Raw genomic sequence first — 24,860 nt, forward strand, 5'->3', positions numbered from 1 at the left:
GCGTCAGGCGAGCGGCTTGGAGGGGTCGAAGTTGGCGGTGTCGTACGGGATGCCCCGCCGCAGCATCTCGTCGAGGCAGCGCGGGCGCAGGCCGCTCGCCCGGAACTCGCCATGCACGGTCCCGTCGGCCGCCGTGTGCGTGCGGTTGAAGGTGAAGATGTCCTGCATCTGGACGACGTTGCCTTCCATGCCGACGATCTCGGTGACGTGGGTCACCTTCCGCTTGCCGTCGGCCAGGCGCATGACCTGCACCACCATGCCCACGGCCGAAGCGATCTGGGCCCGCATCGCCTCGGGGCTGATGTTGATGCCCCCCATGGCGACCATCTGCTCGAGGCGGCCGATCGCCTCGCGCGGGTTGTTGGAGTGGATGGTGGCCATCGAGCCCTCGTGGCCCGTGTTCATGGCCTGCAGCATGTCGAAGGCCTCTTCCGAACGCACTTCCCCCAGGATCACGCGGTCGGGACGCATCCGCAGGGCGTTCTTGACCAGCTCCCGCTGACGGATTTCGCCCTTGCCTTCGATGTTCGGCGGCCGGGTCTCCATGCGCACCACATGAGGCTGCTGGAGCTGCAACTCGGCGGCGTCCTCGATGGTGATCAGGCGCTCGCCGTGGCTGATCGCCGCCGACAGGGCGTTGAGCAGCGTCGTCTTGCCCGAACCCGTGCCGCCCGAGATCACCGTCGAGACCCGCGCGCGGACCGCGCCGTACAGGAAGTCGGCGACGGCCTGCGGCATGGCGTTGAATTCGACCAGCTTCTCCAGCGTCAGCGGCTTCTTGGAGAACTTCCGGATCGAGACCGAGGCGCCGTCGATGGCGATCGGAGGGATGGCGGCGTTCACCCGGCTGCCGTCCGGCAGGCGGGCGTCCACCATCGGCTGGCTCTCGTCGATGCGGCGGCCGACGCCGGCGACGATCCGCTGGACGATGCGCAGCAGGTGGTCGTTGTCGCGGAAGTGGACGGGGGTCAGCTCCAGCTCGCCGCGCCGCTCCACATAGACCTGGTAGGGGCCGTTGATCAGGATGTCGTTGATCGACTCGTCCTTCAGCAGCGGCTCGATGGGACCCAGCCCCACCATCTCGTCGTAGATCGAGGCGCCCAGCTCCTCGAGCTCGGCGGTGTTCAGCGCCATGCGTTCGGCGCGGGCGAATTCGACCACCTGGCCCATGACCTGACGGCGCAGCTCGCCCTCGTCGAGCTTGTCCAGCTTGGCGAGGTCCAGTTCGTCGATCAGCCTGGAGTGCAGCCGCAGGCGCAGGTCCAGCCGCTTGGCGTCGGCGGCCGGCGGGGCGGGCCGGGGCGGCTCCTTCGGCGCCTCCGTCGGCGGCGGCGCGGCGCTGGCGGCGGGGGCCGCAGCGGGGGCCGGTTCAGGCGCGGGGGCGACGGGCGCGCGGGCGAGGCTGAAGCGGGCCATCAGGCGGCCTTCGACTTGCGCGCCGGCGCGGCGCCGGCCAGGCGTTCGACCAGCAGCTGGACGTCCTTGACGATCTTCGACTTCGGCCGGTGCTGGGCGATCGGTCCGCCGAGGTTGGCGGACGCCGCGGCGGCCTCCCAGTCGGAACTGACGCCGGCCTCGGCCTTGCGCTGCAGGGCGCGTTCGGCCTCGGCCATCGACGGCGCAGGCCCAAACATCCGGCTGGCCAGTCGGTTCAGCACGATGCGCGGCTTCAGCCCCGTGCCGAGGGCGTGCTCGATCTCGTCGGAGTAGGCGCGCGCGGCCAGCAGGGCCGGCACGGTCAGCTCGGAGATGACCAGCACCTCGTCACACCCGGCCAGCGCCTCCAGGGTCCAGGGCCGGCGGTGGCGCGGCACGTCGAGGATCACCCAGTCGTAGCACTCGCAGGCCACCTCCAGCATGCGCAGCACCGCCTCGCGCGAGACGGCGTCGAAGGCGCCCGGATCGCGGACGCCGGCCAGCAGGTCGAGGTGCTTGGAGACCGGCGTGATGAAGGCCTGCAGCATGGCCGCGTCCAGCCGTTCGGCCGCCTGGCCGAAATCGGCGAGGCGCATGGCCGCCTGGGCGCCGAGATAGGCGGCGGCCGCGCCGTCGGCGAGGTTCAGGTCCACGAGGCAGACGCTGCGTTCGCCCCGGACGTGCGCGCCGAGCGCGGTTGCGATCTCGATGGCCAGCGTTGTGGCGCCCGCGCCGCCCACGGCGCCGGTGACGGCCCAGCAGCGGGTCTCGCCGGAAGCCTGGGGCGCAGCGGCGGCTGGCCCTGCGGCGGCCAGCAGGCCCTGCACAGCGCCCGTGAGCTGGTCGGCCGTGAACGGCGCCTCCAGCACGTCTGAATTCTCGAGGCGCAGCAGGTTGCGCACGAGGCCGGTCGGGAGGCTCTCGCCGACCAGAAGCACGGGCGGGCAGGCCTTCAACGCCGACAGCGTCTTCACGGCGGCGGCCAGCTCGGGCGCCTGCCAGGCGTCGGCGTCGATGATCACGAGGTCGCGGGGGCGGACGCCCAGTTCGGCAAGTTCGCCGATGCCGCCCAGCTCCATGTCGGCGCCGGCCAGAGGGCCCTTGGCGTGCGGGGCGAGGCTCTGGCCGAGGGCCAGGATGCGGCGGCCGTGCAGCGAAGCGCCGGCCATCAGCGGCCCCCCTCGTCGGCGGACGGCTTGCCCGTGATCTCGCCGTTGAAGAGCAACCGGCCCGCGCTCGGCTCGGCGCCGGGGGGCGCCTGGGTGGCGGCCGCCACCTTCAGGTCCTCGCGGGTGGCGAACCGCGGCGTGACGATCACGACGAGCTCGGTCTCGGCCTTCTTCCAGCGGGTGGAGCGGAACAGCGCGCCCAGCACCGGCACGTTGCCGACGCCGGGGATCTGGCGCAGGGCGTTGGTGTACTCGCTCTGCAGCAGGCCGCCGATGGCCAGCGACTCGCCGCCCTTCAGCTCGACGGTGGTCTTGGTCTCGCGGATGATGAGACCCGGCACGGTCAGGCCCAGGATGCGCAGCGAGTTGGTGAAGTCGAGCTGGCTGACCTTCGGCTCGACCTCCAGCCGGATCAGGCCGTTGTCTTGTACGACGGGCGTGAAGGCGAGTTCGACGCCGTATTTGCGGAACTCGAGGCTGAGGGTGTCCCGGTCCTGCGGGACCGGATACGGGAACTCGCCGCCGGCGTGGAACGTCGCCTTCTGCCCCGGAATGGCCACGAGGTTCGGACGCGCGAGGGTGCGGACCACGCCCTTCTCCTCGAGCGCGGCGATGTCGATGTCGATGGACGTGTCGCCCGAGCCGCCGCTCAGCCGCAGCAGGCCATTGGGCGTGCTGCCGCCGATCAGGCCCGTCCCCCACATGAAGCTGAAGGAGTTGTTCTGGATCGTGCCGGCGATGCCTGCGTCCTGCAGCGCGGAGCGGCTGGCCTCGAGAACGCGGACCTCCAGCACGACCTGCTGTGAGGCGCGGACGCTGATCCGCGAGATCAGGCCGTCCGGCGCATAGCGCTGGGCGATGGCCTCGGCCTTGTACTGCACGCCGGTGTCCGAGACCTCGCCGGTCAGCATCAGGGTCTCGCCAAGGTTGCGGACGCGGAGCGGCTCGTTGGGGAAGGCGGCGGCGAGGTCCTGCTGGAGGCCTTCGGCGTCGTAGCCGACGCGGATGTCCAGCACCTCCTGCAGTCGGCCGCCGGGGCCGTAGACCAGCATGTTGGTCGAGCCGAACTCCATGCCCTGGACGTAGAAGCTGCGATCGCCGGTCGCCGTCACCTTGGCGATCTCGGGCTGGGCGACGACGATCCGCGACGCCGGGTCGGTCAGGCGGAACGACAGCGACTTGTCGCGCGGAACGTGGATCGAGCGCCGCAGCGCCTGCTCGCTGCGCAGCTCCTGGGCGGGCGCCGGGCTGGGCGCCGCCGCCGCGGCGAGGGCGAAGGCGCAGGCCACGGCGCTGAGGAGGGTTCGGGTCATAAGCATGGGGTTACTCAGGGCTCAGCTCGCGGCCGGGCCGGCGGCCGCGGCCGTGACCGCCGGCTGGCCGGCGGATTGGATCTTGCGCGGACTGCGATCGCGCTTCACGGCCTCGCCCTCGACGACCATGATGCCGTAGGAGGCCGGTCGGCCGCTCGACCGTCGCGGCGCGACGGCGGGACCGGGGCTGCGGACGCCGCCGCCCAGCAGGAAGTCGCTCGTCCGCAGGGGCCCGGCGTCGGCCACCTCGGCCTCGCCCGAGCGGCGGAGCGCCAGCGACAGGGTGCCAAGCGTCGAGGCGATGGAAAGCTTCTGGGCCTCTTCCACCGACACTTCGATGGTGGCGGTCGTCGGGTTGGCGGGCTTTTCGGACGTGATGTCGGCGTTCAGGTCGATGCCCAGCACGCGCACGTTCTGGACGACGATGTAGGAGATGTAGTTGCGGTCGGGGCCCGATGGCGTGAGGTCGCGCAGCAGCACCACGTCCACCCGGTCGCCAGGCAGGGCGTGGCCGCCGACGCCGGTGGAGTCGCTGACCTTCAGCGTGTAGGCGCGCATGCCTTCGGCGATTTCGGCGGCCACCGTCGGCCGCGCGCCGGGGCCCGAAATCTTGCTGGGCAGGATCGGTTCGCGGGCGGCCATGGGGAACAGCGCCACGGGCGCGCCGCCCTTGTCGGCGGCCAGCACCTGCTCGACGGTCGTGAACGCGCCCTCCGGCGCGGCGTTGGCCGGCGCCTTGACGATGGTCAGCATGCCCGGCTGCAGCTTGTCTCCGTACTTGATCTCGCGGGAGGCCACGACGATCGGCACGCCCTCCTGGACGGGGGACACGGCGCTCTGCGCCGCGCCCTGGCCCGGCAGCACGGTCTTGGCGACCACCAGGGCGCCCAGGCCGAGCACGGCCGAAGCCGCAAGGCTCACGATGGTGACGACGCGCATCCGCTTCCGCTCACGACTCTCGAAAATTTCTTCTTTCGGTTCGTGAGGTTAACGGCGGCGGACTTGCGATATCGCCAACAAACGCGGTGAACGCCCGCTAAGCATTTTGAACAACGTCGCTAGCCCGACCCAAGGGGAGGCGGCTACGGTCCGCCGCGACCTGGAGGACGATCGATGCAACTGCGACGGCTGGGGAATTCGGGCCTGAAGGTCAGCGCGGTGGGCCTGGGCTGCAACAACTTCGGCATGCGCATCGACGAAGCGCAGACCCAGGCGGTCGTAGACGCCGCGATCGGCGCCGGCATCAACTTCTTCGACACGGCGGACATCTACGGCGGCGCGCAGTCCGAGGTGTTCCTCGGCAAGGCGCTGGGCAAGCGCCGCAAGGACGTGGTGGTGGCCACCAAGTTCGGCATGGCCGTGAAGGGCGACCCGGCGAAGAGCGGCGGCTCGCGGCGCTGGATCATGCAGGCGGTGGAAGACAGCCTCACCCGGCTAGGCACCGACTACATCGACCTCTACCAGTTCCACACGCCGGATGCGGACACGCCCGTGGAGGAGACGCTCAGGGCGTTGGACGACCTCGTGCGTCAGGGCAAGGTCCGCTACCTCGGCAATTCCAACTTCGCCGGCTGGCAGATCGCCGACGCCGACTGGATCAGCCGCACGGGACACCTGAACCGCTTCGTCTCGGCCCAGAACGAACTGTCGCTGCTGAACCGCAGGTCGCTTTTCGAGGTGCTGCCGGCCTGCGAGCGCTTCGGCCTCGGCTTCCTGCCCTACTTCCCACTGGCCTCGGGCCTGCTCTCGGGCAAGTACCGGCGCGGTGAGGCGCCGCCGCAGGACACCCGCCTGGCCGCCTGGGGAGAACGTGGCCAGCGGGCGCTGACCGACGAAAACTTCGACAAAGTCGAGGCGTTGACGGCCTGGGCCGAGGCGCGGGGCAGGACGATCCTGGACCTCGCTTTCGCCTGGCTGCTGGCGCAGCCGGCCGTCTCCTCCGTCATCGCCGGCGCCACGCAGGCCGAACAGATCGCCGCCAACGCCGCGGCGGCCGACTGGGCGCTCGGCCCTGACGAGGCCGCCGAAGTCAGCAAACTGGTTTCCTGACCCATGTACGACCTGCTCAAGGGCCTGCGCGTGGTGGAAGGGGCGGCCTTCGTCGCCGCGCCCACCTGCGCCCTCTATCTCGCCCAGTTCGGGGCCGAGGTGATCCGCTTCGACAACATCGGCGGCGGGCCGGACTTCCGCCGCTGGCCGCTCGCCGACAATGGCGCGAGCCTCTACTGGGAAGGCCTGAACAAGGGGAAGAAGTCGATCGCCATCGACCTCGCCCGACCGGAAGGCCGTGAGATCGCCCAACGGCTGGCGGCGGCTCCGGGTGAGGACGGCGGCCTTTTCGTCACCAACTTCCCCGTCGATGGCTTCCTCTCGTACGAGACGCTGGCCAAGCTGCGCGCCGACCTGATCTGCGTCCGGGTCATGGGCTGGGGCGACGGCTCCCAGGGCATGGACTACACGATCAATGCGGCGCTGGGCCTGCCGCAGATGACGGGGCCGGCCGACGACCCACGGCCCGTGAACCATGTGCTGGCCGCCTGGGACCTGCTCACCGGCGCCTACTGCGCCTTCAGCCTGGTCTCGGCCCTGCTCGCCCGCCACCGCACGGGCCAGGGACGCGAGATCCGCGCGCCGCTCTCCGACATTGCCGCCGCCACCATGGCCAACCTCGGCTTCACGGCCGAGACGAAGCTGCAGGGCCATCAGCGGCCCCGCATGGGCAACGATATCTTCGGCGCCTTCGGCCGCGACTTCCGCACGGCCGACGGCAAGACCCTGATGCTGCTGGCCATCACGCCGAAGCAGTGGTCGAAGGCTTTGGATGTCCTGGGCCTGAAGGGCGACGTGGCGGCGCTCGAAGCCGAGCTGGGGGTCTCGTTCGCGACGGATGAGGGCCTGCGCTTCACCCATCGCGCCCGGCTGTATCCGCTGTTCGAGCAGGCCTTCGCGCGCAAGACCCTGGCCGAGCTCGCCCCGGCGTTCGACGCCGGCGGCGTCACCTGGGGGACCTACCAGCCGCTGGAGGCGGCGCTGGACGATCCGCGCCTCTTCAAAGGCAACCCGCTGTTCGAGGACGTCGCGCAGCCCAGCGGGCTGACCTATCCCGTCCCCGGCGCGCCGGCGACCATCCCGCAGGACCAGCGCCTGCCGGTCACACCGGCGCCCAGGCTGGGGCAACACACCGACGAGGTGCTGGCGGAGGTGCTCAAACTCTCCTCGTCCGAGATCGCCCGCCTGCACGACGCGGGCGTGGTCGCCTAGCAAGCTTCGCCGGAAAGCCCCATCTCTAGGCCCTCAAATAGGCGAGGGTTCTCGAGCATGGCGCGGGCGGCGACGAAACAGGCGGCGGAGACCCAGGGCATCTGGCTGGCGGCCGGCCAGCGGACGCCCTTCGCCCGGGTGAACGGCGCGCTGGCGCGCTACGACGCTCTGGAACTCTCCGTGCCGGTGGTGAAGGCGATGAGCGCCCAGGCCACGCCCGACCTCGCCATCTGGGGCGCGGTGATCCCCAGCCTGATGTGGAGCAACATCGCCCGCGAAGTGCTGCTGGACGCCGGGGCCGACCCGTCGATCCCGGCCTTCTCCACCGTGATGGCGTGCTCCACCAGCATGGCCGCGGCCTTCCAGGCGGCCGGCATGCTGGACGGGCGCGGCCGCGACCTGGCGCTCGTCGGCGGCGCCGAGAGCATGAGCCGGGTGCAGGTGGGCCTCACCCCCGGCCTTTCCGACGACCTGCGGGCGATCATGGCGGCCAGGAGCTGGAAGGAACGTCTCGCCGCCATCGGGGCCACGAAGCCCAAGGACGTGCGCCTGCACATCCCGCGCGTCGCCAATCGCGTGACCGGCAAGAGCATGGGCGAACACACCGAGGAGATGGCCAAGGGCTGGCAGATCACCCGCGCCGAGCAGGACGAGCTGGCGCTCGCCAGCCACCATCGCGCCGACGCGGCGTGGAAGCGCGGCTTCTTCGACGACCTCGTCCTGCGCCTGCCGGAGACCGGACGGGACACGACGGTGCGGGGCGACACCAGCCTGGAGAAGCTTGGCAAGCTCGCGCCGTCCTTCGACCGCACCAGCGGCCAGGGCACGCTGACCGCCGGCAACTCCAGCCCGCTGACCGACGGCGCGGCCGGGCTCTGGGTCGCCACGGAGAAAGGCCTATCGCGACTGCCGTCCGAACTGCCGCGGGTGCGCCTCGTCGATTACGAGATCAACGCCGTCGACCTGCACAACGAGTACCTGCTGATGGCGCCGGCCTACGGCATCCCGCGGCTGCTGGCTCGCCACGGCCTGACCTATGAGGACATCGGTCTGTGGGAGATCCACGAGGCCTTCACCGCCCAGGTGGCCACCCACATCAAGGCGCTCCAGGACGAGACGTTCCTGCGGGAGAAGGCTCGGGTGACCGAGGCCTTCGGCCGCTTCCCGGTCGAGCGGATGAACCCCAACGGCGGCTCGACGGCGCTCGGCCATCCCTTCGGCGCCACCGGCGCGCGGATCCTGTCCCAGGCGGTGAAGGAGCTCGCCGCCATGCCGGCGGGGACTTGGGCGTTGGTGTCGATCTGCGCGGACGGGGGCCAGGGCACGATGGCCCTGCTGCGCAACGGCTAGGCCGCCGAGAGCTTCACCAGCACCGTGCCTTCGGTCACCTGACCGCCGACGCTCGCCGCCACCTCCTCGACCTTGCCGTCGAAAGGCGCCTGCAGGGCGTGCTCCATCTTCATCGCTTCGAGGACCACGAGGGGCTGCCCCTTGGCGACCTGATCGCCGGCCTTCACCGAAACCTGGGTGACCTTGCCGGGCATCGGCGCGCGGATCGCGCCGTCGCCGCCGCCGTCCTCGGCATCCGCCGTGGGCGGATGATCCTTGAAGACGTAAGCCTCGCCGCATTCGAAGACGACGATGTCGCCGTCGTCGGTGACCAGCACCGAGCGGTCCGGCGCGTCGGGCCGGCTCTCGCAGACCACAGCCTTGCCGTTCGCGAACAGGCGCACGCCGGCCTCCGGCGCGCGGTTCAGCCGGAAGCCGAACAGGCCCTTCCATGGGTCGTCCGCCTCGCCCTCTTCCAGCGTCAGGGTGGCGGCGTCGGCCGCCGCCGAGCGGGCGGCGGGCGAAGGCTCGCCGGGCCTGGTGAGCTCGTCCAGCCGGCGCTCGATGAAGCCCGTATCCACGTCGCCGGCGATGAAGTCCGGCTCCTCCAGGCAGCGCACCAGGAAGCCGGCGTTGGTCTTCACCGGCCAGACCTCCACGCCGTCGCAGGCGTCGGCCAAGTCGGCGATCGCCTGCTCGCGGGTGTCGGCGTGGGCGATCAGCTTGGCGACCATCGGATCGTAGAAGGGCGTCACCTCGCCGCCGTCCTCGACACCCGCGTCGACGCGCACGCTCTCGGGCAGGCGGAAATGGTCCAGCCGTCCCGTCGACGGAAGGAAGCCCGAGGCCGGGTTCTCGGCGTAAAGGCGGGCCTCGACGGCATGGCCGGTGAGGGTAATCTCGTCCTGCTTCAGCGGCAGCGGCTCGCCCTGGGCGACGCGGATCTGCCATTCCACGAGGTCGAGACCGGTGACCATCTCGGTTACGGGGTGCTCCACCTGCAGGCGGGTGTTCATCTCCATGAACCAGATGCGGTCGGGTCTCAGGCCTTCCGACGCGTCTGCGATGAACTCCACGGTGCCGGCGCCGACATAGCCCACCGCCTGGGCGGCGCGCACGGCGGCGGCGGTCACGGCGGCGCGGGCCTCGTCCGACATGCCGGGGGCCGGGGCCTCCTCGATCACCTTCTGATGGCGGCGCTGCAGCGAGCAGTCGCGCTCGTAGAGGTGGACGACGTTGCCGTGGCTGTCGCCAAACACCTGCACCTCGATGTGGCGCGGCCGGGTGACGTAGGTCTCCAGCAGCACCCGGTCGTCGCCGAAGCTGGCGGCGGCCTCGCGCTTGGCCGCGCCGAGCGCCGCGGCGAAATCCTCGGCCCGCTCGACCTTGCGCATGCCCTTGCCGCCGCCGCCGGCCACGGCCTTAATCAGCACGGGATAACCGATGCGGTCGGCTTCGGCCTTCAGGGTCGCTTCCGACTGGTCCTCGCCCAGGTAGCCCGGCGTCACCGGTACGCCGGCCTTGGCCATCAGCGCCTTGGCGGCGTCCTTCAGGCCCATGGCGCGGATCGCGGACGGCGGCGGGCCAATCCAGGTCAGGCCCGCCTTGGCCACCGCCTCGGCGAACTCGGCGTTCTCGGACAGGAAGCCGTAGCCCGGGTGGATGGCGTCGGCGCCGGCCTCCTTGGCCGCGCGGATGATCTTGTCCGGCACGAGATAGCTCTCGCGCGCGGCGGCGGGGCCGATGTGGACGGCAAGGTCGGCGTCGTGGACGTGGGCCGCGTCGGCGTCGGCGTCCGAGAAGACGGCGACGGTCTCGATGCCCATCTGCCGGGCCGTGCCGAAGACCCGCCGGGCGATCTCGCCGCGGTTGGCCACCAGGATGGATCTGATCTCTTTCCGCTTGGCCATCATTACATCCGGAAGACGCCGAAGCGGGTTTCGGGGATCGGGGCGTTCAGCGCCGCCGAGATCGACAGGCCCAGCACGTCGCGGGTCTGGGCCGGGTCGATGACGCCGTCGTCCCACAGCCGGGCGGTGGCGAAGTAGGGATTGCCCTCGTCCTCGTACTTCTGGCGGATCGGGGCCTTGAAGGCCTCTTCCTCGTCCGGGCTCCACTTGTCGGCGTCGCGGTGGACGGTGGCCAGCACGCTGGCGGCCTGTTCGCCGCCCATCACCGAGATGCGGCTGTTGGGCCAGGTCCACAGGAAGCGCGGGGAATAGGCCCGGCCGCACATGCCGTAGTTGCCGGCCCCGAACGAGCCGCCGATCAGGACGGTGAACTTCGGGACCTCGACGGAGGCGACGGCGGTCACCAGCTTGGCGCCGTCCTTGGCGATGCCGCCGGCCTCGTAGCGGCCGCCGACCATGAAGCCCGAGATGTTCTGCAGGAAGACGAGCGGGATCTTCCGCTTCGCCGCCAGCTCGATGAAGTGGGCGCCCTTCAGCGCGCTCTCCGAGAACAGCACGCCGTTGTTGGCCAGGATCGCGACCGGGAAGCCCCAGATGCGGGCGAAGCCGCAGACCAGCGTCGTGCCGTAGAGGGCCTTGAACTCGTCGAACTTCGAGCCGTCGACGATGCGGGCGATCACCTCGCGCACGTCGTAGGGCGCACGCACGTCGGGCGGGATGATCCCGTACAGCTCCTCCGGGTCGTAGGCCGGCGGCTCGGGGTCGGCGAGGGTCGCGTCGACCGTCTTCGTGGTGTTCAGGTTGGCCACGATGTTGCGGACGATGGAGAGCGCATGCTCATCGTCCTGGGCGACGTGGTCGACCACGCCCGAGCGGCGGCCGTGGGTGTCGGCGCCGCCCAGCTCCTCGGCCGTGATCACCTCGCCGGTGGCGGCCTTCACCAGCGGCGGGCCGCCTAGGAAGATGGTGCCCTGGTTGCGGACGATGACGGTCTCGTCGCTCATCGCCGGGACGTAGGCGCCGCCGGCGGTGCACGAACCCATGACGCAGGCGATCTGGGCGATGCCCTCGGCGCTCATGCGGGCCTGATTGAAGAAGATGCGGCCGAAGTGGTCCCGGTCCGGGAAGACCTCGGCCTGGTGCGGCAGGTTCGCGCCGCCGCTATCCACCAGATAGACGCAGGGCAGGCGGTTCTGGAGGGCGATCTCCTGCGCGCGCAGGTGCTTCTTCACCGTGATGGGGAAGTAGGCGCCGCCCTTCACCGTGGCGTCGTTGGCCACGATCATCACCTCGCGGCCCGAGACGCGGCCAATGCCGGTGATGACGCCGGCCGCCGGCGCCTCGTCCCCGTACATGCCGCCCGCGGCGAGCCCGCCCACTTCCAGGAACGGCGAGCCGGGGTCCAGCAGCCGCATCACCCGGTCTCGGGGCAGCAGCTTGCCGCGGCTGACGTGGCGCTTGCGGCTGTCCTCCGGGCCGCCCAGCGCAGCCTTGGCGGACCGCTCGCGCAGGTCCTCGACGAGGCCCTGGTTCACCCGGGCGTTGGCGGCGAACGCCTCGGACGCCGGATCGACGGCGGTGGAAAGCTTCCTCATGCGGAGGTCTTGTGGTCCCTCTTGCTTGGCTCGTGTTGTCGGGCGCCGGGCGAAGTTCTGCAAGCACGGCGTCGCTTGCGGCGAACTCTTTCGGCGAAGCTGCGAACGCCGGCAGGATCGTTCCAAGGTTCAAGCTCGAGGGCGCAATGTTGTTGTCGTCCTGGCCCCTCGACCACGGCCGCTAGGCTGACGCAGGGTTTGCGTGGCAGAGAAGCGCCGTGACTGAGGAAACCTTCCCCGAGATCCGCGAGGCGGTGCGCAAGCTGTGCGCCCGTTTCCCCGGCAGCTACTGGCGCGAACTGGACCGCGACCGGGCCTATCCGACCGAGTTCGTCGGCGCGCTCACTGAGGCCGGCTTCCTGTCGGTGCTGATCCCTGAGGAATACGGCGGCTCGGGCCTGGGGCTGAAGGCGGCCGTCGCCATCCTGGAGGAAGTCCATCGCTCGGGGTGCAACGGCGCGGCCTGCCACGCGCAGATGTACACCATGGGCACGGTGCTGAAGCACGGCAGCGAGGCTCAGAAGCAGGCCTACCTGCCGGGCATCGCGTCGGGCGAGCTGCGTCTGCAGGCCTTCGGCGTCACCGAGCCGGACGCCGGCACGGACACCACCCGCATCACCACCTTCGCCAGGAAGGTCGGCGACAAGTACGTCGTGAATGGCCGGAAGATCTGGATCAGCCGCGCCGAGCACTCGGACCTGATGGTCCTGCTCTGCCGGACGACGCCCAGGGACGAGGCGAAGAAGCCGTCCGACGGCATGAGCGTGCTGCTGGTCGACCTGCGCCAGGCGGTGGGGAATGGCCTGACCATCCGGCCTGTGCGAACCATGCTGAACCACGCCACCACCGAGCTCTTCTTCGAGGACCTGGAGGTGCCCGCGGAGAACCTGATCGGCCAGGAAGGGCAGGGCTTCCGCTACATCCTGGACGGCATGAACGCCGAGCGCATCCTGATCGCATCGGAATGCCTGGGCGACGCGCGCTTCTTCATCGACCGGGCCAGCCACTACGCCAAGGAGCGGACGGTCTTCGGCCGCCCCATCGGCGAGAACCAGGGCGTGCAGTTCCCGCTGGCCCGCGCCTATGTCCAGATGACCCAGGCCAGCCTGATGGTCGACCATGCCGCAAGCCTCTTCGAGGCGGGGCAGCCGTGCGGCACGGAGGCCAACATGGCCAAGCTGGTCGCCTCCGAGGCCTCCTGGTACGCCGCCGACATGTGCCTGCAGACCCACGGCGGCTTCGGCTTCGCCGAGGAGTACGACATCGAGCGGAAGTTCCGCGAAACGCGTCTGTATCAGGTGGCGCCGATCTCCACGAACCTCATCCTCAGCCACGTGGCGACCCACGTGCTGGGCCAACCGAAGAGCTTCTGATGGCTTACGAAACGATCAAGGTCGAAGAGGCTGCGCCGGGCGTCCGAGTCATCGCCTTCAACCGCCCCGAGGTCGCCAATGCGCTCTCCAGCCAGATGGGCCGCGAGCTGCTGGACGCCTGGAGCGGCCTGGCCAACGACGCCTCGCTGCGCTGCGTGATCCTCCGGGGCGAGGGCAAGCACTTCCAGGCCGGCGCCGATCTCAAGGAACGCAACGGCATGACGGACGAGGCCTGGGCCGAGCAGCACCGGCTGTTCGAAGCCATGATCCGCGCCCAGCTCGCCTGTCCTGTTCCGGTGATCGCCGCGGTGCATGGTGCGGCCATGGGGGGCGGCTGCGAGATGACGCTGGCCTGCGACTTCGCCTATGCCGCGGAGGGCGCGCGCTTCGGCCTGCCCGAGGCCAATCTCGGCATCCTGCCCGGCCTGGGCGGCGGGCCGCTGCTGGTCCGCGCGGTCGGGCCCCGCCGCGCGCTGGAGCTGATCACCACCGCCCAGCCGTTCAGCGCCGAACAGGCGGCCGAGTGGGGCATCGTCAACGGCGTGGTCGCCGGACCGGAGCTGCTGCCGCGCGTGCTGGAGGTGGCCAGGACCATCGCCGCCCGCGCCCCGCTGTCGGTGCGCGGCGCCAAGCAGATCGTCCACAAGGGCCAGGACCTGGACCTGCCGCAGGCGATGAACTTCGAGCTCGAGATCTACAACAAGCTGTTTACCAGCCAGGATCGGCGCGAGGGTGTCGCGGCCTTCAACGAGAAGCGCAGTCCGAACTTCGAAGGCCGCTAGAACGGCATCGCACAGGCGATCCCCGTCGCCGGGCCCTGTTTGCCCATCGGGTCTCGGGTCGCGCCGGCGCGCGCCTTGCAGCCCTTCTTCGGGCGGCGCGCCAGATAGGGCTGCTCCTCCTGCACGTAGCGGCCGGACGGGTCGAGGTTGAGCCCTGGGCCCGACGCGCTTTTCAGCGCCGGATCGCCGGCCAGGCGCCGTTCACAGCGTTCGCGGGCCTCGGGCGACAGGCGGTCCAGGTTGGCCGGCCGGCAGTCCATTAGCCCGCGCAGGACCTGACCGCCCGGGTCGTCGCGCGTCTCGAAGGGCGCCGGCGTGGGCGGCGCGATCCCGGTCGGCGGCGGCAGGCTGGGGCGGGCCGTGACCTGGCGCCGGTCGCGCTCGGCAGGCTCCTCCCGGCGCGGCGCCGTGCGCGCAGCCTGAGGCGCCCGCTTCGGCAACGGCGTGAGCTCCACGATCATCACCGGCGGCTCGGGGCGCTCGGGCGTCTCGCCCAGCCGCCAGGCGAACAGCAGAAAGAGGCCCGCGTGCGCGGCGGCCGACAGCGCAATGGCCAAGGTGCGGCCGCTCGGAACCACGAACGCGTGCGCCAACGGTGAAGCTCTCCCGGCGGGATGACGCCGTTCGCCGGGTGGCGAAAAGAAGGCGGCCCCTGGCGTTCGCCCTGAGTCTCCGCGTACCGTCGGCGCATGAGGATGCCCGCGCCGGAGCCTGCGCTTCTCGCCCGCAAGGCCGAGATCGTCCGCGCTTTGAAGCGCATCGTGCCGGGCGAGGGCGTCGTCTCCGAGCCGGAAGCCCTTACGCCGTTCGAATCCGACGGCCTCTCGGCCTATCGCCAGACGCCGCTCGCCGTCGTCCTTCCCGCGACCACGGCTCAGGTCTCCGAGATCCTCAAGTGGTGCTCGGCGGAGGGTGTGAAGGTGGTGCCGAGAGGCGCGGGCACCTCGCTGTCCGGCGGCGCGCTGCCATTGGCGGACGGCGTGGTCGTGGGCCTGTCGAAGTTCAACCGCATCCTCGAAGTGGACTACGAGAACCGCTGCGCCGTCGTCCAGCCGGGCGTCACCAACCTGGCCGTCACCCAGGCGGTCGAGGCGGACGGCTTCTATTATGCGCCCGACCCCTCCAGCCAGATCGCCTGCACCATCGGCGGCAACGTGGCCGAGAACTCGGGCGGGGTGCACTGCCTGAAGTACGGCCTGACGACCAACAACCTGCTGGGCTGCGAGCTCGTGCTCATGAACGGCGAGGTGGTGCGCCTCGGCGGCAAGGGCTTCGACGCGGCGGGTTACGACCTGCTGGGCGTGGTCACCGGCTCGGAAGGCCTGCTGGGGATCGTCACCGAGGTGACCGTCCGGATCCTGCCGAGGCCCGAGACCGCTGCGGCCCTGTTGCTGGGCTTCCCGTCCGTAGAGGCCGCTGCGGCCACGGTCGGCGATATCATCGCCGCCGGCGTCATCCCGGCGGGTCTGGAGATGATGGACAATCCGGCGATCCGCGCCGCGGAGGCGTTCGTCCACGCCGGCTACCCGGTTGAGGCCGCGGCCCTGCTGATCTGCGAGCTGGACGGCCCCGAGGCCGAGTGCGCCGAGCTCGTCGGCCATGTGAGGGCGCTCGCCACCGCGCGCGGCGCCGACTTCGTCCGCATCTCGCGCTCCGAAGCCGAGCGGCTGGCCTTCTGGGCGGGGCGCAAGGCGGCCTTCCCGGCGGTGGGCCGCATCGCGCCCGACTACTTCTGCATGGACGGCACCATCCCGCGCCGCCAACTCCCCAAGGTGCTGACCGCGATCCACCAGATGGCGCAGAGCTTCGGCCTGGGGGTCGCCAACGTCTTCCACGCCGGGGACGGCAACCTGCACCCGTTGATCCTCTACGACGCCGACCAGCCGGGCCAGCTCGAGAAGGCCGAGGCCTTCGGCGCCGAGATCCTGAAGCTGTGCGTCGCCGTCGGCGGCGTGCTTACCGGCGAACACGGCGTGGGCGTCGAGAAGCGCGATCTTATGGGCGTGATGTTCGATCCTACCGATCTCGCCTGCCAGCAGCGGGTGAAGTGCGCCTTCGATCCCGGCCTGCTGCTCAACCCCGGCAAGGTGTTCCCGACCCTGCACCGCTGCGCCGAGCTCGGCCGCATGCACGTGCACAAGGGCAAGGTCGCCTTTCCCGATCTGCCGAGGTTCTGATGCTGGCCGCCGCCATCCCCGCCCGGCTTCCGGCCAGCGTCGAGGAAGTCCAGGCGCTTGTCGCCGAGACCGCCGCTCACGGCCGCCGCATCGAGGTGATCGGCGGCGGCACCAAGCGCGCCGTCGCCCCGGTGACCGCCGACGTGACCCTGTCGCTGGCGGGCCTCGACAGGGTGATCGACTATGCTCCCGACGAGCTGGTGCTGACCGCCCAGGCCGGCGCGCGCCTCGCGGACCTGGAACGGCTGGTCGCGTCGGAAGGCCAAATGCTGGCGTTCGAGCCGCCGCGCTGGACGGATCTGCTTCGCAGCGCCGGCGAGCCGACCATCGGCGGGGCGCTGGCCGCCAACCTCTCGGGGCCGCGCCGCATCCGCGCCGGCGCCGCCCGCGACCACTTCTTGGGCTTCTCGGCGGTGTCGGGCCGTGGCGAGGTGTTCAAGGCCGGCGGCAAGGTGGTGAAGAACGTCACCGGCTACGACCTGATGAAGCTGATGGCCGGCTCCTGGGGCACGCTGGCGGTGCTCACCGAAGTGACGATCAAGGTCCTGCCCGCGCCGCGCACGGCCACGACGCTCCTGCTGTTCGGCCTGCCGGACGCCCGCGCCGTCCAGGCCATGAGTCAGGCGCTGAACGGGCCGTTCGAGGTCTCGGCCGCCGCCCACCTGCCGCCCGTCGCGGCCGGCGCCGAGATGTCGGTGACGGCGCTCCGTCTGGAGGGCTTCGAGGCTTCGGTCGCCGCCCGCGCCGAAAAGCTGGCCACAGCCCTGCGCTCGTTCGGCCACGTCCAGACCCTGGATACCGACCACACCCGCGAGTTCTGGGCCGAAGTCCGGGAGGTGAAGGCCTTCGCCCGCGACCCGCGCCCGCTGTGGCGTCTCTCGGTCGCGCCGTCCGCCGGCTGCCAGGTCGTCGCCGCCCTGGAGGGCGATGCGCTCTACGACTGGGCGGGCGGGCTCGTCTGGCTGCTGACCGAGGCTGAGGGGCCGGCGGTCCATGCCGCCGCGGAGCGGGCCGGCGGCCATGCGCTCCGGCTGCGTGGGTCCGGACCGGCCTTTGCGCCGCTTTCGAGCGGGCTCGCGACCCTGAACGCGCGGGTGAAAGCCGCCTTCGACCCGCTCGAAGTGCTCAACCCCGGACGGATGGCGCCATGAACGCGGTCACCCCTCCCGAAGCCGCCGCCGAGATCCGCCGCTGCGTCCACTGCGGCTTCTGCACCGCGACCTGTCCGACCTACGTGCTTCTCGGCGACGAGCGCGACAGCCCGCGGGGCCGCATCGAACTGATCAAGGCCATGCTGGCCAGCGACGAGCCTCCGACGAAGGCCACGGTCACCCACATCGACCGCTGCCTCTCGTGCCTGTCCTGCGTCTCGACCTGCCCCTCGGGCGTCGATTACGGCAAGCTGATCGACCATGCCCGGGCCCATGTGGAGGCGACCTACCGCCGCCCCTGGCCCGAGCGGCTGCTGCGGGCGGCGATCCCCGCGGTGCTGACCAAGCCTCGTCGGCTCTCCCTGGCGCTTCTGCTGGGCCGCATGGCCGCGCCGCTGGAGCGCTTCCTGCCGACCGAGCTCAAGGCCATGCGCCGCCTCGCGCCCGCGAAGGCCGGCCGACGGGCGAAGCCGGGCGTCGTTCCGGCGCAAGGCCAGACGCGCGGCCGCGTCGTCCTGCTGCAAGGCTGCGTCGAGCCCGCCCTCGCGCCGCGAACCCGCGAGGCCGCCGTCCGCCTGCTGACACGCGCGGGCTTTGAGGTGGTGTTCGCCGAAGGGGAGGGCTGCTGTGGGGCGCTCTCGCAGCACATGGGCCGCGTCGAGGAGGCCCGCGCGCTGGCTCGCGCCAACGTGGAGGCCTGGAGCCGGGCGGGCGAACTCACCGCCATCGTCACCACGGCCGCCGGCTGCGGGACCATGCTGAAGGCCTATGGCGAAACCCTGGGCGCGAAGGGCGAACCCGTGGCCGGTCGGGCGCGGGACATCCTGGAGTTCCTCGCCGAGGTCGGCCTGCCGCCAGCGGCCAAGGCGCCAGGCCTCAAGGTCGCCTATCATGCCGCCTGCTCGCTGCAGCACGGTCAGCAGATCAAGGCCGCACCGCCGGCGCTGCTCGCCGAGGCCGGCTTCGACGTACGGCCGATCGCCGAGGGCCACCTCTGTTGCGGCTCGGCGGGGACCTACAACATCCTTCAGCCAGAGCTCGCCGGCCGGTTGCGCGACCGGAAGGCGGCGAACATCGGGCGCACGGGCGCCGACGTGCTGGCCGCCGGCAACGTCGGCTGCATGGCCCAGCTGGCGCCGGTCCTGGACATGCCTGTCGTCCATCCGGTCGAGCTGCTCGACTGGGCGACGGGCGGACCCCGGCCTGCGGCCATGACGCCCGACGCGCCGTTCCGGCCGCGCGCGGCGGCGGTGCAGCCCGACTAGAGCTGGCCGTACAGGATCAGGCCGCTGAGGTCCGGAAGCCGGACGTCACGGTAGAGGCGTTGGTTGAGGGGGCGGTCCTTCCGGCTGACCCGCCGGATCGGCCGCCGCGTGGTCTTGCGGAAGCTGCGCATTCGTCGCTCCGAGTTCTGACGACGCCGCACAATGGGCCTGCCGGCCCGCAGGTTCCGGCCCTTCGCTCACGTTGCCGCGAGCGCACGCTGCGGAGCCCGTTGAACAAGCTTTGCCTTTCGAGCGTTTCGTCCGGGATGGCCGTGCAGATCGCCCAGGAGGAGAGCTACGCCCGAGCGTTGGCGCGCGCGGCGGCGGGAGCCGTCATCTTCGGCCTGCCGCTGATGATGACGATGGAGATGTGGCAGTTCGGCTTCCACATGGATCGCCTGAAGCTGGCGCTGTTCCTGGCCGTGGTGGCCCTCACCGTTTTCGGTCTCGCGCGCTTCGCGGGCTTCCGCGACGACACCGACTTCGCCGACGACCTGCTGGACGCGCTGGCCGCCATGGCCGTGGGTTTCGTCGTCTCGGCCGCCATGCTCGCGCTCTTCGGCCTGCTCACCACCGCCACGGGCCTGCGCGAAGCGGTGGGCATGATTTCGGTTCAGGCCGCGCCCGCCAGCTTCGGGGCGATCCTCGCGAACCGCCAGCTCCAGGGCGGGACCGAGGGCCAGGAGAAGGAGGACCGCGCCGGCTACCTCGGTCAGCTGTTCCTCATGGCGGCCGGCGCGCTGTTCTTCGCCTTCAACGTCGCGCCCACGGAGGAGATGATCCTGATCGGCTTCAAGATGACGCCCTGGCACGCTCTCCTCATGGTGGCGGTCTCGCTGGTGGCCTTGCACGCCCTTGTGTTCGCGGTCGGCTTCGCGGGCCAGGAGGCGCACGAGCGCCAGGCGCTCGCCTTCTTCCATTTCACGCTCGCCGGATACGGGATCGCCGTGCTGGTGAGCCTCTACATCCTCTGGACGTTCGGCCGCCTGGACGCGCCGCTCAGCGACGCCGTCCGCTCGGTCGTGGTGCTGAGCTTCCCGGCGGCCCTCGGCGCCGCGGCCGCGAGGCTCGTCGTCTGATGGCCGCTCGCAAGCCTGCCGCCAAGACGCCGGTCCGTCCCGCGCTCAAGGATCGCACCCCGCTCGCCGAGTGGACGGCGGCCGCCTTGGGCGCCGTGCTCACGATCGGCGTCATCGGCTACTCGATCTGGGAGGTCGTTTCGGGCGATCGCGGGCCGCCGGTGCTGCAGATCGAGACGAAGCCCGCAGAGGCGGTGGCCGGCGGTCACGTCGTGCCGCTGATCGTCCGCAACGACAGCCACGCGACAGCCGCCGAGGTGGAGGTCCGCGGCGTGCTGGAACAGGCTGGACGGCCGGTCGAGGAGCGCCGGGCGGTGTTCGCCTATGTTCCGGGCGGCGGCGAGGCCCGCGGCGGCCTCGTCTTCGAGCGCGATCCCGCGGCCTTCACCCTCCGCGTCTCCGCGGAGGGCTACGAGGAGCCCTGAGCGGGCGCCTAGGCCACCATCTTGAAGGTGTTGCGCAGGTACTCGACGAAGGTCGGGCTGACGCCTTCCTTGGCCAGGTATTCGGCGCTGACCGGCGTCGGAATCTGGGTGAAGGCTGGATCGCGCGCCTTCTCCGGGAAGTCGTGGTGCACGATGGCGGCGCGGCCGATCAGGACGTAGTCGGCGCCCCGGTCCAACATCTCCTGGGCGATCGCCGCCGTGGTGATCTTGCCCGCCACGCCCAGCTTCACCTCGCCACGATCCAGCTCCGTGAAGAAGCTCATCAGCGAGCGGCCCTTATGGGCTTCCTCGGTCGGCTCCTTGAAGACGTCCCACAGCGACATGTCGAGGTAGTCGATACGGCCGTCGCGGAGGATCTGCTGGGCCACCTCGACGATCTCGGAGAGGCGCAGGCCGAACCGCTCGGGCGACAGGCGCAGGCCCAGTTGGAAGTCCGGACCGGTCGCCCGCCGCACGCCGTCGATCAGTTCGAAGAGGATGCGCGAGCGGTTCTCCAGGCTGCCGCCGTAGCGGTCGTCGCGGCGGTTGATCTCGGGCGAGAGGAACTGGGCCAGGATGTAGCCGTGGGCGCCGTGCAGCTCGACGCCGTCGAAGCCGGCCTTCTCGGCCCGGACGGCGGCGGCCACGAAATCCTCGACGAGCTGCTCGACTTCCGCCGTCGTGAGGCCCCGGGCGCCCGTCTCGGGATCGTCCGAAGCGCTGACCGGTTGCGGCACGAGATCCTTGGGCGAGCGGTTGCCGGCGTGGTGCAGCTGCACCGCCGACCGGCTGCCCGTGGCGTTGATGGCGGTCGCCAGGCGCGTCAGGCCCTCCAGGTGTTCGTCGCCGAACACCCCGAGCTGCCCGGGGAAGCCCTGGCCCTGCCGCTGGACGTGGGCCGCGCAGGTCATGGTCAGGCCGAAGCCGCCTTGGGCGCGCATGGTCAGCCAATGGAACTCGTCGTCCGAGAGCGTCCCATCGGCGTGGCTCTGGGAATTGGTCAGGGGAGCCAGCATGAAGCGGTTTTTCAGCGGCTTGCCGTGCTTGAGCGGCAGCGGGTCGAACAGGCTCTTCTCGGCCAAGGTCAGTCTCCGTGAGGTCGCCCGCACCTAGCCCCCTGACGCGGGGTCCGCGCAAGCCAGGGAATCTGTCGGGGCTTTCAGCCGCGCACCCTGCTGGCGGGCTCAGCGCATCTGCGCAATCCACTGGCGCACCAGCGCCAGGCCCTCGTGGTGCGTCACCGACCGGCCGAGCTCGGGCATCATCACGCCCGGTTCGTCCGAGGCCATGCGGTGCACCAGGATCGAGGCCTCGGGATGGCCCGGCGCGATCGCCACCTCCAGGCCGCCCGAGCCGCGGCCCGCCGCCACCGGCCGCTTGCCGATGCCCAGCGCCGGTCCCTCCGCCTGCTCCCACTGCAGGAAGAGGCCGCTGTTGGAGGCGATGGCGTTCGGGTGGTGGCAGTGGGCGCAGTTGGCGTCGAGATAGGCGCGGGCCCGGGCCGCCAGCGGCTCGGTCGGATCGTCCCAGCGTGCGGTGCGGGGCGCCTTGGCCGGCGCCGGCCCGCCCGAGAGCAGCCCGACCCTCGTCCAGTGGGCGAGCTGGTTCTCGCGCCCCGAGGCAAAGGCGAAGTCCCCGTTGAGGTTGCGCGCTTTCGGCCCCAGCGGGCTGATCGCCTTGTCGAGCTGGTGGCACTCCTTGCACTGGTTCTGGTTCGGCACGGCGTAGTCGATGCGCAGCGGCTTGCCGCCGGCGTCGACCACTTCCAAGGGAATGCGCGCGCCGGCCCGCTTGAGCACCGCATCAGACTGATCAGCGTTCCAGACATAGGCCTGGGCGGTCCAGCCGGCGGGCTTGCGGATCAACAGCCGCGTCTCCAGCGAGCGCACCTTCTCGTTCGGCCGGCGCAGGTCCGCAGGATAGGCGAAGGTCTTCACCAGCACCGTGCCGACGGGGAAGTCCAGGGCGCCCTCCGGCCGGTAGCCGGCCTTTGTCCCGGGCGGCAGGGCCACGAACCGGTATTTCTCGGCGTAGTCGCTGAAGAGAGGCGTGTTCAGGGCATAGGGCGTCAGGCCGGAACCCGCGGCGCGGCCGGCGTCGTCCAGCGGCAGTCGGTAGTCCGAAAGCTTCGGGGCCGGCGCCTCGGCCTTCAGCAGGTCGAAGTCCGGCCCCGCCGGCGCCGGCGCGGCCCCCAGGCACAGGAACGCGGCCGCACTCGCCGCCAGACGCCGGATCATCGTCAGTCGCCCAGTTGCGCCTGGCGCTTCGGCAGGACCACGGCGGCGGGCTCGGGCAGGGCCGCGTCGCCGACCGTCGGCAGCACCTTGGGCTTGGCCTTCTCGAGTTCGCCCGGCGCCGGAAGGTTCAGGTTCATCACCGGACCGTCGACGAGGCGCACGCGCGCCGCCTCGCCGCCGTTGTAGGTGACCACGCCGTCCCAGAGCACCGGGGGGATCGAGCCGCCGCCGACCAGCGCCAGAAGCTTGCCGCCGTCGAACGCCGGCTCCCAGCCGTTCTTGCCGATCTTGTTGTCCCGGACGACGACGTCCCGCGGCAGCGGGTTATAGGTCTTGTCGTCGAACTTCTGGACGTAGGACACCAGCATCACCGCCGCCGACTGGTTGGCGTCGATCTCGTTCTCAAAGACATGGACGTTCCGGTTGGCCATCACCATCACGCCGGTGCCGGTGGGCACGCTGGCGACGATGTTGCCCTTGGGCGCGAAGTTCTTGGTGTCGTTCTGCACGACCTTGTTGCGGAACACGCGGGTGGAATGACCGCCCATCTGCGGCAGGTTCGGCAGGTCGAAGACCAGGATGCCGCCGGCGTTGCGCGTGGCGACGTTGTCGAAGACATCGGCGTTGTAGGAGTTCTCGATCTCGATGCCGGCGACGTTGAATTCGGCCCGGCTGCGCTTGACCACGATGTTCTTCGACTGGCCGACGTAGATGCCGGCGTCGGATGCTCCCTTCACCACCACCCGGTCGATCAGCACGTTGGTCGAGCTGACGGGATAGACGCCGTAGGCGCCGTTCTTCTCGTCGGGTCCGCCGGTCCATTCGACGCGAACGTTGACGAAGCTGATCTCGTCGGCGCCCTTGGCCTTGATGCCGTCGCCGCGGGTGTCCTCGACGCCGAAGTCGCGCACGGTGACCTTGTCCGACGTGATCAGCAGGCCTTCGCCGGCGCCCTTCTGGCCTTTGAAGGAGAGCACCGTGGCGTCCGGGCCCGCGCCCTTCACGGTCACGTGGTCCACGTCGAGCGACAGGCCGTCGGTCAGTTCGAACCGGCCGGCGCCCAGCTCCACCACGTCGCCAGGCTTGGCGTCGAGGAGAGCGGTCTGCAGGCGCTCCTGGGCGTCGGCCCCGGCCGCCACCTGGATGGTCTTGGCGTGGGCTGTCCCCGCCAAAAGCGCAACCGCCGCCGCAGCGGTCATCAGCCGGATCATGTCAGCTCCCTCCGTCTTGCCGGCGTCATGACGCGCCGTTCAACTTTGGAAGTGACGACGTTCGGCAAGCCGATGCAAGCCCTCAGGCCGGCGCTGCGCTCTTCGCGACGTAGGCGTCGATCTCGGCGACGTGCCGCGCCACCGCCTCGGGGCCGAGGAAGGCGCCGGTGAAGCTGTTCTTCGCCAGGGTCACCAGCTCATCGCGCGTCAGGCCCAAGGCGTCGGCGGTCTCGGTCCAGTTCTGCGCCAGGTACCCGCCGAAGTAGGCGGGATCATCCGAGTTGATGGTGGCCTTCAGGCCCAGGGCCAGCATGCGCTTCAGCGGATGCTGCTTGAGGTCGTCGACCACACAGAGCTTGAGATTCGAAAGCGGGCAGACAGTCAGCGTCATGCCCTCGGCGACCAGCCGGCGCACCAGCGCCTCGTCCTCGAGGGCGCGGTTGCCGTGGTCGATGCGGTCGACGGCCAGCACGTCCAGCGCCTCCCAGACGTAGTCGGGCGGGCCTTCCTCGCCCGCGTGGGCCACCAGCTTCAGCCCCCGCTCACGCGCCGCCTTGAACACGCCGGCGAACTTCGACGGCGGATGGCCCACCTCGGAGGAATCCAGGCCGACCCCGACAATCCGGTCGAGGTATGGCTCGGCCGCGTCCAGGGTCGCGAACGCCGCGTCCTCGTCCAGGTGGCGCAGGAAGCAGAGGATCAGGCTGGAGCTGACGCCCAGCGTCTTCTCGGCCTCCGCCATGCCAGCCAGAAGTCCGTCCGCCGCGACCCGGAAGGGCAGGCCGCGGTCGGTGTGGGTCTGCGGATCGAAGAACAGCTCGACGTGGCGGGCCCCGTCGGCGGCGACGCGCCGGAAGTAGGCCAGCGCCAAGTCGCGGAAGTCTTCCTCGGTCTGCAGCACGCCCGCGCCCTGATAATAGATGTCGAGGAAGTCCTGCAGATTGGAGAAGGCGTAGGCGGCGCGCACCTCCTCCACCGTCTTGAAGGGCAGGTCCACGCGGTTGCGCTTCGCGAACTCGAACATCTGCTCGGGCTCGAGGCTGCCCTCGATGTGCAGGTGGAGCTCGGCCTTGGGCAGGCCGCGGATGAAGTCGGCGAGGGTGCTCATGGCGGAAGCATCCTCGCTTCCCCCGCGGGGTCAAGGGCTGCGGCCGGTCGGGCCTTCCC

Annotated in this window: 22 protein-coding genes; 10 read left to right on the forward strand and 12 right to left on the reverse strand. The window is 70.7% G+C overall.

All coding sequences use genetic code 11. From position 1 onward, the window contains the following. Positions 1–3: 3 nt before the first annotated feature. The 4 genes from ACO2Q0_RS10905 to cpaB are packed head-to-tail and all read right to left on the reverse strand — an operon-like array spanning position 4 to position 4,837. A complete protein-coding gene (locus ACO2Q0_RS10905; protein ID WP_423351512.1) occupies positions 4–1,416 on the reverse strand; it encodes a CpaF family protein in 1,413 nt (470 codons plus the stop codon). Continuing rightward, positions 1,416–2,585 carry an AAA family ATPase gene (locus ACO2Q0_RS10910; protein ID WP_423351513.1) on the reverse strand — a complete coding sequence of 390 codons (1,170 nt, stop codon included), beginning with the start codon at positions 2,583–2,585 and terminating at the stop codon, positions 1,416–1,418. The genes ACO2Q0_RS10905 and ACO2Q0_RS10910 overlap by 1 nt, the downstream gene beginning before the upstream one ends. Then, positions 2,585–3,898, reverse strand: coding sequence for a type II and III secretion system protein family protein (locus tag ACO2Q0_RS10915; protein ID WP_423351514.1), 1,314 nt, complete (start codon positions 3,896–3,898; stop codon positions 2,585–2,587). Before ACO2Q0_RS10915 ends, ACO2Q0_RS10910 begins: the two co-directional genes overlap by 1 nt. A gap of 21 nt (positions 3,899–3,919) precedes the next feature. Then, positions 3,920–4,837 carry a Flp pilus assembly protein CpaB gene (gene cpaB / locus ACO2Q0_RS10920; RefSeq protein ID WP_423351515.1) on the reverse strand — a complete coding sequence of 306 codons (918 nt, stop codon included), beginning with the start codon at positions 4,835–4,837 and terminating at the stop codon, positions 3,920–3,922. A 174-nt stretch (positions 4,838–5,011) separates the two neighbouring features. Here cpaB and ACO2Q0_RS10925 point away from each other — a divergent pair, with 174 nt between their 5' ends. From ACO2Q0_RS10925 to ACO2Q0_RS10935, 3 genes are read left to right on the forward strand one after another with little or no spacing between them, the layout of a single operon-like run. Next, entirely contained in the window at positions 5,012–5,947 is a 936-nt protein-coding gene (locus tag ACO2Q0_RS10925) for an aldo/keto reductase (protein WP_423351516.1), read from the forward strand. 3 nt (positions 5,948–5,950) lie between these two features. Further along, entirely contained in the window at positions 5,951–7,159 is a 1,209-nt protein-coding gene (locus tag ACO2Q0_RS10930; protein ID WP_423351517.1) for a CoA transferase, read from the forward strand. A gap of 57 nt (positions 7,160–7,216) precedes the next feature. Beyond that, the gene (locus ACO2Q0_RS10935; RefSeq protein ID WP_423351518.1) at positions 7,217–8,509 is read left to right on the forward strand and encodes an acetyl-CoA C-acyltransferase; all 1,293 of its coding nucleotides are present in this window, start codon (positions 7,217–7,219) and stop codon (positions 8,507–8,509) included. On the opposite strand, the gene ACO2Q0_RS10940 is transcribed toward ACO2Q0_RS10935, so the two are convergent. Both ACO2Q0_RS10940 and ACO2Q0_RS10945 read right to left on the reverse strand, forming a co-directional pair. Beyond that, positions 8,506–10,398: an acetyl/propionyl/methylcrotonyl-CoA carboxylase subunit alpha gene (locus ACO2Q0_RS10940; protein ID WP_423351519.1), complete on the reverse strand. Its 1,893-nt coding sequence runs from the start codon at positions 10,396–10,398 to the stop codon at positions 8,506–8,508. The genes ACO2Q0_RS10935 and ACO2Q0_RS10940 overlap by 4 nt on opposite strands. Before the next feature lie 2 nt (positions 10,399–10,400). Beyond that, entirely contained in the window at positions 10,401–11,993 is a 1,593-nt protein-coding gene (locus tag ACO2Q0_RS10945) for a carboxyl transferase domain-containing protein (protein WP_423351520.1), read from the reverse strand. Between the two features lie 218 nt (positions 11,994–12,211). Here ACO2Q0_RS10945 and ACO2Q0_RS10950 point away from each other — a divergent pair, with 218 nt between their 5' ends. Then, a complete protein-coding gene (locus ACO2Q0_RS10950) occupies positions 12,212–13,366 on the forward strand; it encodes an acyl-CoA dehydrogenase family protein (protein ID WP_423351521.1) in 1,155 nt (384 codons plus the stop codon). Then, positions 13,366–14,148 carry an enoyl-CoA hydratase/isomerase family protein gene (locus tag ACO2Q0_RS10955; protein ID WP_423351522.1) on the forward strand — a complete coding sequence of 261 codons (783 nt, stop codon included), beginning with the start codon at positions 13,366–13,368 and terminating at the stop codon, positions 14,146–14,148. The genes ACO2Q0_RS10950 and ACO2Q0_RS10955 overlap by 1 nt, the downstream gene beginning before the upstream one ends. Here the strand turns inward: ACO2Q0_RS10955 and ACO2Q0_RS10960 are convergent. Beyond that, entirely contained in the window at positions 14,145–14,741 is a 597-nt protein-coding gene (locus ACO2Q0_RS10960; protein WP_423351523.1) for a hypothetical protein, read from the reverse strand. The genes ACO2Q0_RS10955 and ACO2Q0_RS10960 overlap by 4 nt on opposite strands. A 96-nt stretch (positions 14,742–14,837) precedes the next feature. Between ACO2Q0_RS10960 and ACO2Q0_RS10965 the strand changes: the two genes are divergently transcribed. The 3 genes from ACO2Q0_RS10965 to glcF are packed head-to-tail and all read left to right on the forward strand — an operon-like array spanning position 14,838 to position 18,741. After that, positions 14,838–16,325, forward strand: a complete 1,488-nt coding sequence (locus tag ACO2Q0_RS10965) for an FAD-linked oxidase C-terminal domain-containing protein (protein ID WP_423351524.1) — start codon at positions 14,838–14,840, stop codon at positions 16,323–16,325. Then, the gene (gene glcE, locus ACO2Q0_RS10970; protein WP_423351525.1) at positions 16,325–17,476 is read left to right on the forward strand and encodes a glycolate oxidase subunit GlcE; all 1,152 of its coding nucleotides are present in this window, start codon (positions 16,325–16,327) and stop codon (positions 17,474–17,476) included. The genes ACO2Q0_RS10965 and glcE overlap by 1 nt, the downstream gene beginning before the upstream one ends. After that, entirely contained in the window at positions 17,473–18,741 is a 1,269-nt protein-coding gene (gene glcF, locus ACO2Q0_RS10975; RefSeq protein ID WP_423351526.1) for a glycolate oxidase subunit GlcF, read from the forward strand. The genes glcE and glcF overlap by 4 nt, the downstream gene beginning before the upstream one ends. Here the strand turns inward: glcF and ACO2Q0_RS10980 are convergent. Further along, positions 18,738–18,872 carry a hypothetical protein gene (locus tag ACO2Q0_RS10980; protein WP_423351527.1) on the reverse strand — a complete coding sequence of 45 codons (135 nt, stop codon included), beginning with the start codon at positions 18,870–18,872 and terminating at the stop codon, positions 18,738–18,740. The genes glcF and ACO2Q0_RS10980 overlap by 4 nt on opposite strands. A gap of 135 nt (positions 18,873–19,007) precedes the next feature. Between ACO2Q0_RS10980 and ACO2Q0_RS10985 the strand changes: the two genes are divergently transcribed. Then, on the forward strand, positions 19,008–19,820 hold the full coding sequence (locus ACO2Q0_RS10985) for a TIGR02587 family membrane protein (RefSeq protein ID WP_423351528.1): 813 nt from the start codon (positions 19,008–19,010) through the stop codon (positions 19,818–19,820). Beyond that, complete coding sequence (locus tag ACO2Q0_RS10990; RefSeq protein ID WP_423351529.1) at positions 19,820–20,245, forward strand: hypothetical protein; 426 nt, start codon at positions 19,820–19,822, stop codon at positions 20,243–20,245. Before ACO2Q0_RS10985 ends, ACO2Q0_RS10990 begins: the two co-directional genes overlap by 1 nt. Positions 20,246–20,253: 8 nt before the next feature. On the opposite strand, the gene ACO2Q0_RS10995 is transcribed toward ACO2Q0_RS10990, so the two are convergent. The 4 genes from ACO2Q0_RS10995 to ACO2Q0_RS11010 all read right to left on the reverse strand — a co-directional run bounded on the left by ACO2Q0_RS10995 (position 20,254) and on the right by ACO2Q0_RS11010 (position 24,801). Next, positions 20,254–21,327 (reverse strand): NADH:flavin oxidoreductase, encoded by a 1,074-nt coding sequence (locus ACO2Q0_RS10995; protein WP_423351530.1) that lies wholly within the window; start codon positions 21,325–21,327, stop codon positions 20,254–20,256. Positions 21,328–21,429: 102 nt separating this feature from the next. After that, positions 21,430–22,482, reverse strand: coding sequence for an SO2930 family diheme c-type cytochrome (locus ACO2Q0_RS11000; protein ID WP_423351531.1), 1,053 nt, complete (start codon positions 22,480–22,482; stop codon positions 21,430–21,432). Positions 22,483–22,484: 2 nt separating this feature from the next. Further along, entirely contained in the window at positions 22,485–23,693 is a 1,209-nt protein-coding gene (locus ACO2Q0_RS11005; RefSeq protein ID WP_423351532.1) for a parallel beta-helix domain-containing protein, read from the reverse strand. A gap of 82 nt (positions 23,694–23,775) precedes the next feature. Then, positions 23,776–24,801 (reverse strand): adenosine deaminase, encoded by a 1,026-nt coding sequence (locus ACO2Q0_RS11010; RefSeq protein WP_423351533.1) that lies wholly within the window; start codon positions 24,799–24,801, stop codon positions 23,776–23,778. Positions 24,802–24,860 lie beyond the last annotated feature (59 nt).

This window comes from Phenylobacterium sp. VNQ135, from assembly GCF_049445735.1.
Classification (GTDB): Bacteria; Pseudomonadota; Alphaproteobacteria; order Caulobacterales; family Caulobacteraceae; genus Phenylobacterium.

Coding starts and splice junctions, on each gene's coding strand:
- ACO2Q0_RS10905 (WP_423351512.1), bottom strand. CDS start 1,416: ATGGCCCGCTTCAGCCTCGCCCGCGCGCCCGTCGCCCCCGCGCCTGAA.
- ACO2Q0_RS10910 (WP_423351513.1), bottom strand. CDS start 2,585: ATGGCCGGCGCTTCGCTGCACGGCCGCCGCATCCTGGCCCTCGGCCAG.
- ACO2Q0_RS10915 (WP_423351514.1), bottom strand. CDS start 3,898: ATGACCCGAACCCTCCTCAGCGCCGTGGCCTGCGCCTTCGCCCTCGCC.
- cpaB (WP_423351515.1), bottom strand. CDS start 4,837: ATGCGCGTCGTCACCATCGTGAGCCTTGCGGCTTCGGCCGTGCTCGGC.
- ACO2Q0_RS10925 (WP_423351516.1), top strand. CDS start 5,012: ATGCAACTGCGACGGCTGGGGAATTCGGGCCTGAAGGTCAGCGCGGTG.
- ACO2Q0_RS10930 (WP_423351517.1), top strand. CDS start 5,951: ATGTACGACCTGCTCAAGGGCCTGCGCGTGGTGGAAGGGGCGGCCTTC.
- ACO2Q0_RS10935 (WP_423351518.1), top strand. CDS start 7,217: ATGGCGCGGGCGGCGACGAAACAGGCGGCGGAGACCCAGGGCATCTGG.
- ACO2Q0_RS10940 (WP_423351519.1), bottom strand. CDS start 10,398: ATGGCCAAGCGGAAAGAGATCAGATCCATCCTGGTGGCCAACCGCGGC.
- ACO2Q0_RS10945 (WP_423351520.1), bottom strand. CDS start 11,993: ATGAGGAAGCTTTCCACCGCCGTCGATCCGGCGTCCGAGGCGTTCGCC.
- ACO2Q0_RS10955 (WP_423351522.1), top strand. CDS start 13,366: ATGGCTTACGAAACGATCAAGGTCGAAGAGGCTGCGCCGGGCGTCCGA.
- ACO2Q0_RS10965 (WP_423351524.1), top strand. CDS start 14,838: ATGAGGATGCCCGCGCCGGAGCCTGCGCTTCTCGCCCGCAAGGCCGAG.
- glcE (WP_423351525.1), top strand. CDS start 16,325: ATGCTGGCCGCCGCCATCCCCGCCCGGCTTCCGGCCAGCGTCGAGGAA.
- glcF (WP_423351526.1), top strand. CDS start 17,473: ATGAACGCGGTCACCCCTCCCGAAGCCGCCGCCGAGATCCGCCGCTGC.
- ACO2Q0_RS10980 (WP_423351527.1), bottom strand. CDS start 18,872: ATGCGCAGCTTCCGCAAGACCACGCGGCGGCCGATCCGGCGGGTCAGC.
- ACO2Q0_RS10985 (WP_423351528.1), top strand. CDS start 19,008: ATGGCCGTGCAGATCGCCCAGGAGGAGAGCTACGCCCGAGCGTTGGCG.
- ACO2Q0_RS10990 (WP_423351529.1), top strand. CDS start 19,820: ATGGCCGCTCGCAAGCCTGCCGCCAAGACGCCGGTCCGTCCCGCGCTC.
- ACO2Q0_RS11000 (WP_423351531.1), bottom strand. CDS start 22,482: ATGATCCGGCGTCTGGCGGCGAGTGCGGCCGCGTTCCTGTGCCTGGGG.
- ACO2Q0_RS11005 (WP_423351532.1), bottom strand. CDS start 23,693: ATGATCCGGCTGATGACCGCTGCGGCGGCGGTTGCGCTTTTGGCGGGG.
- ACO2Q0_RS11010 (WP_423351533.1), bottom strand. CDS start 24,801: ATGAGCACCCTCGCCGACTTCATCCGCGGCCTGCCCAAGGCCGAGCTC.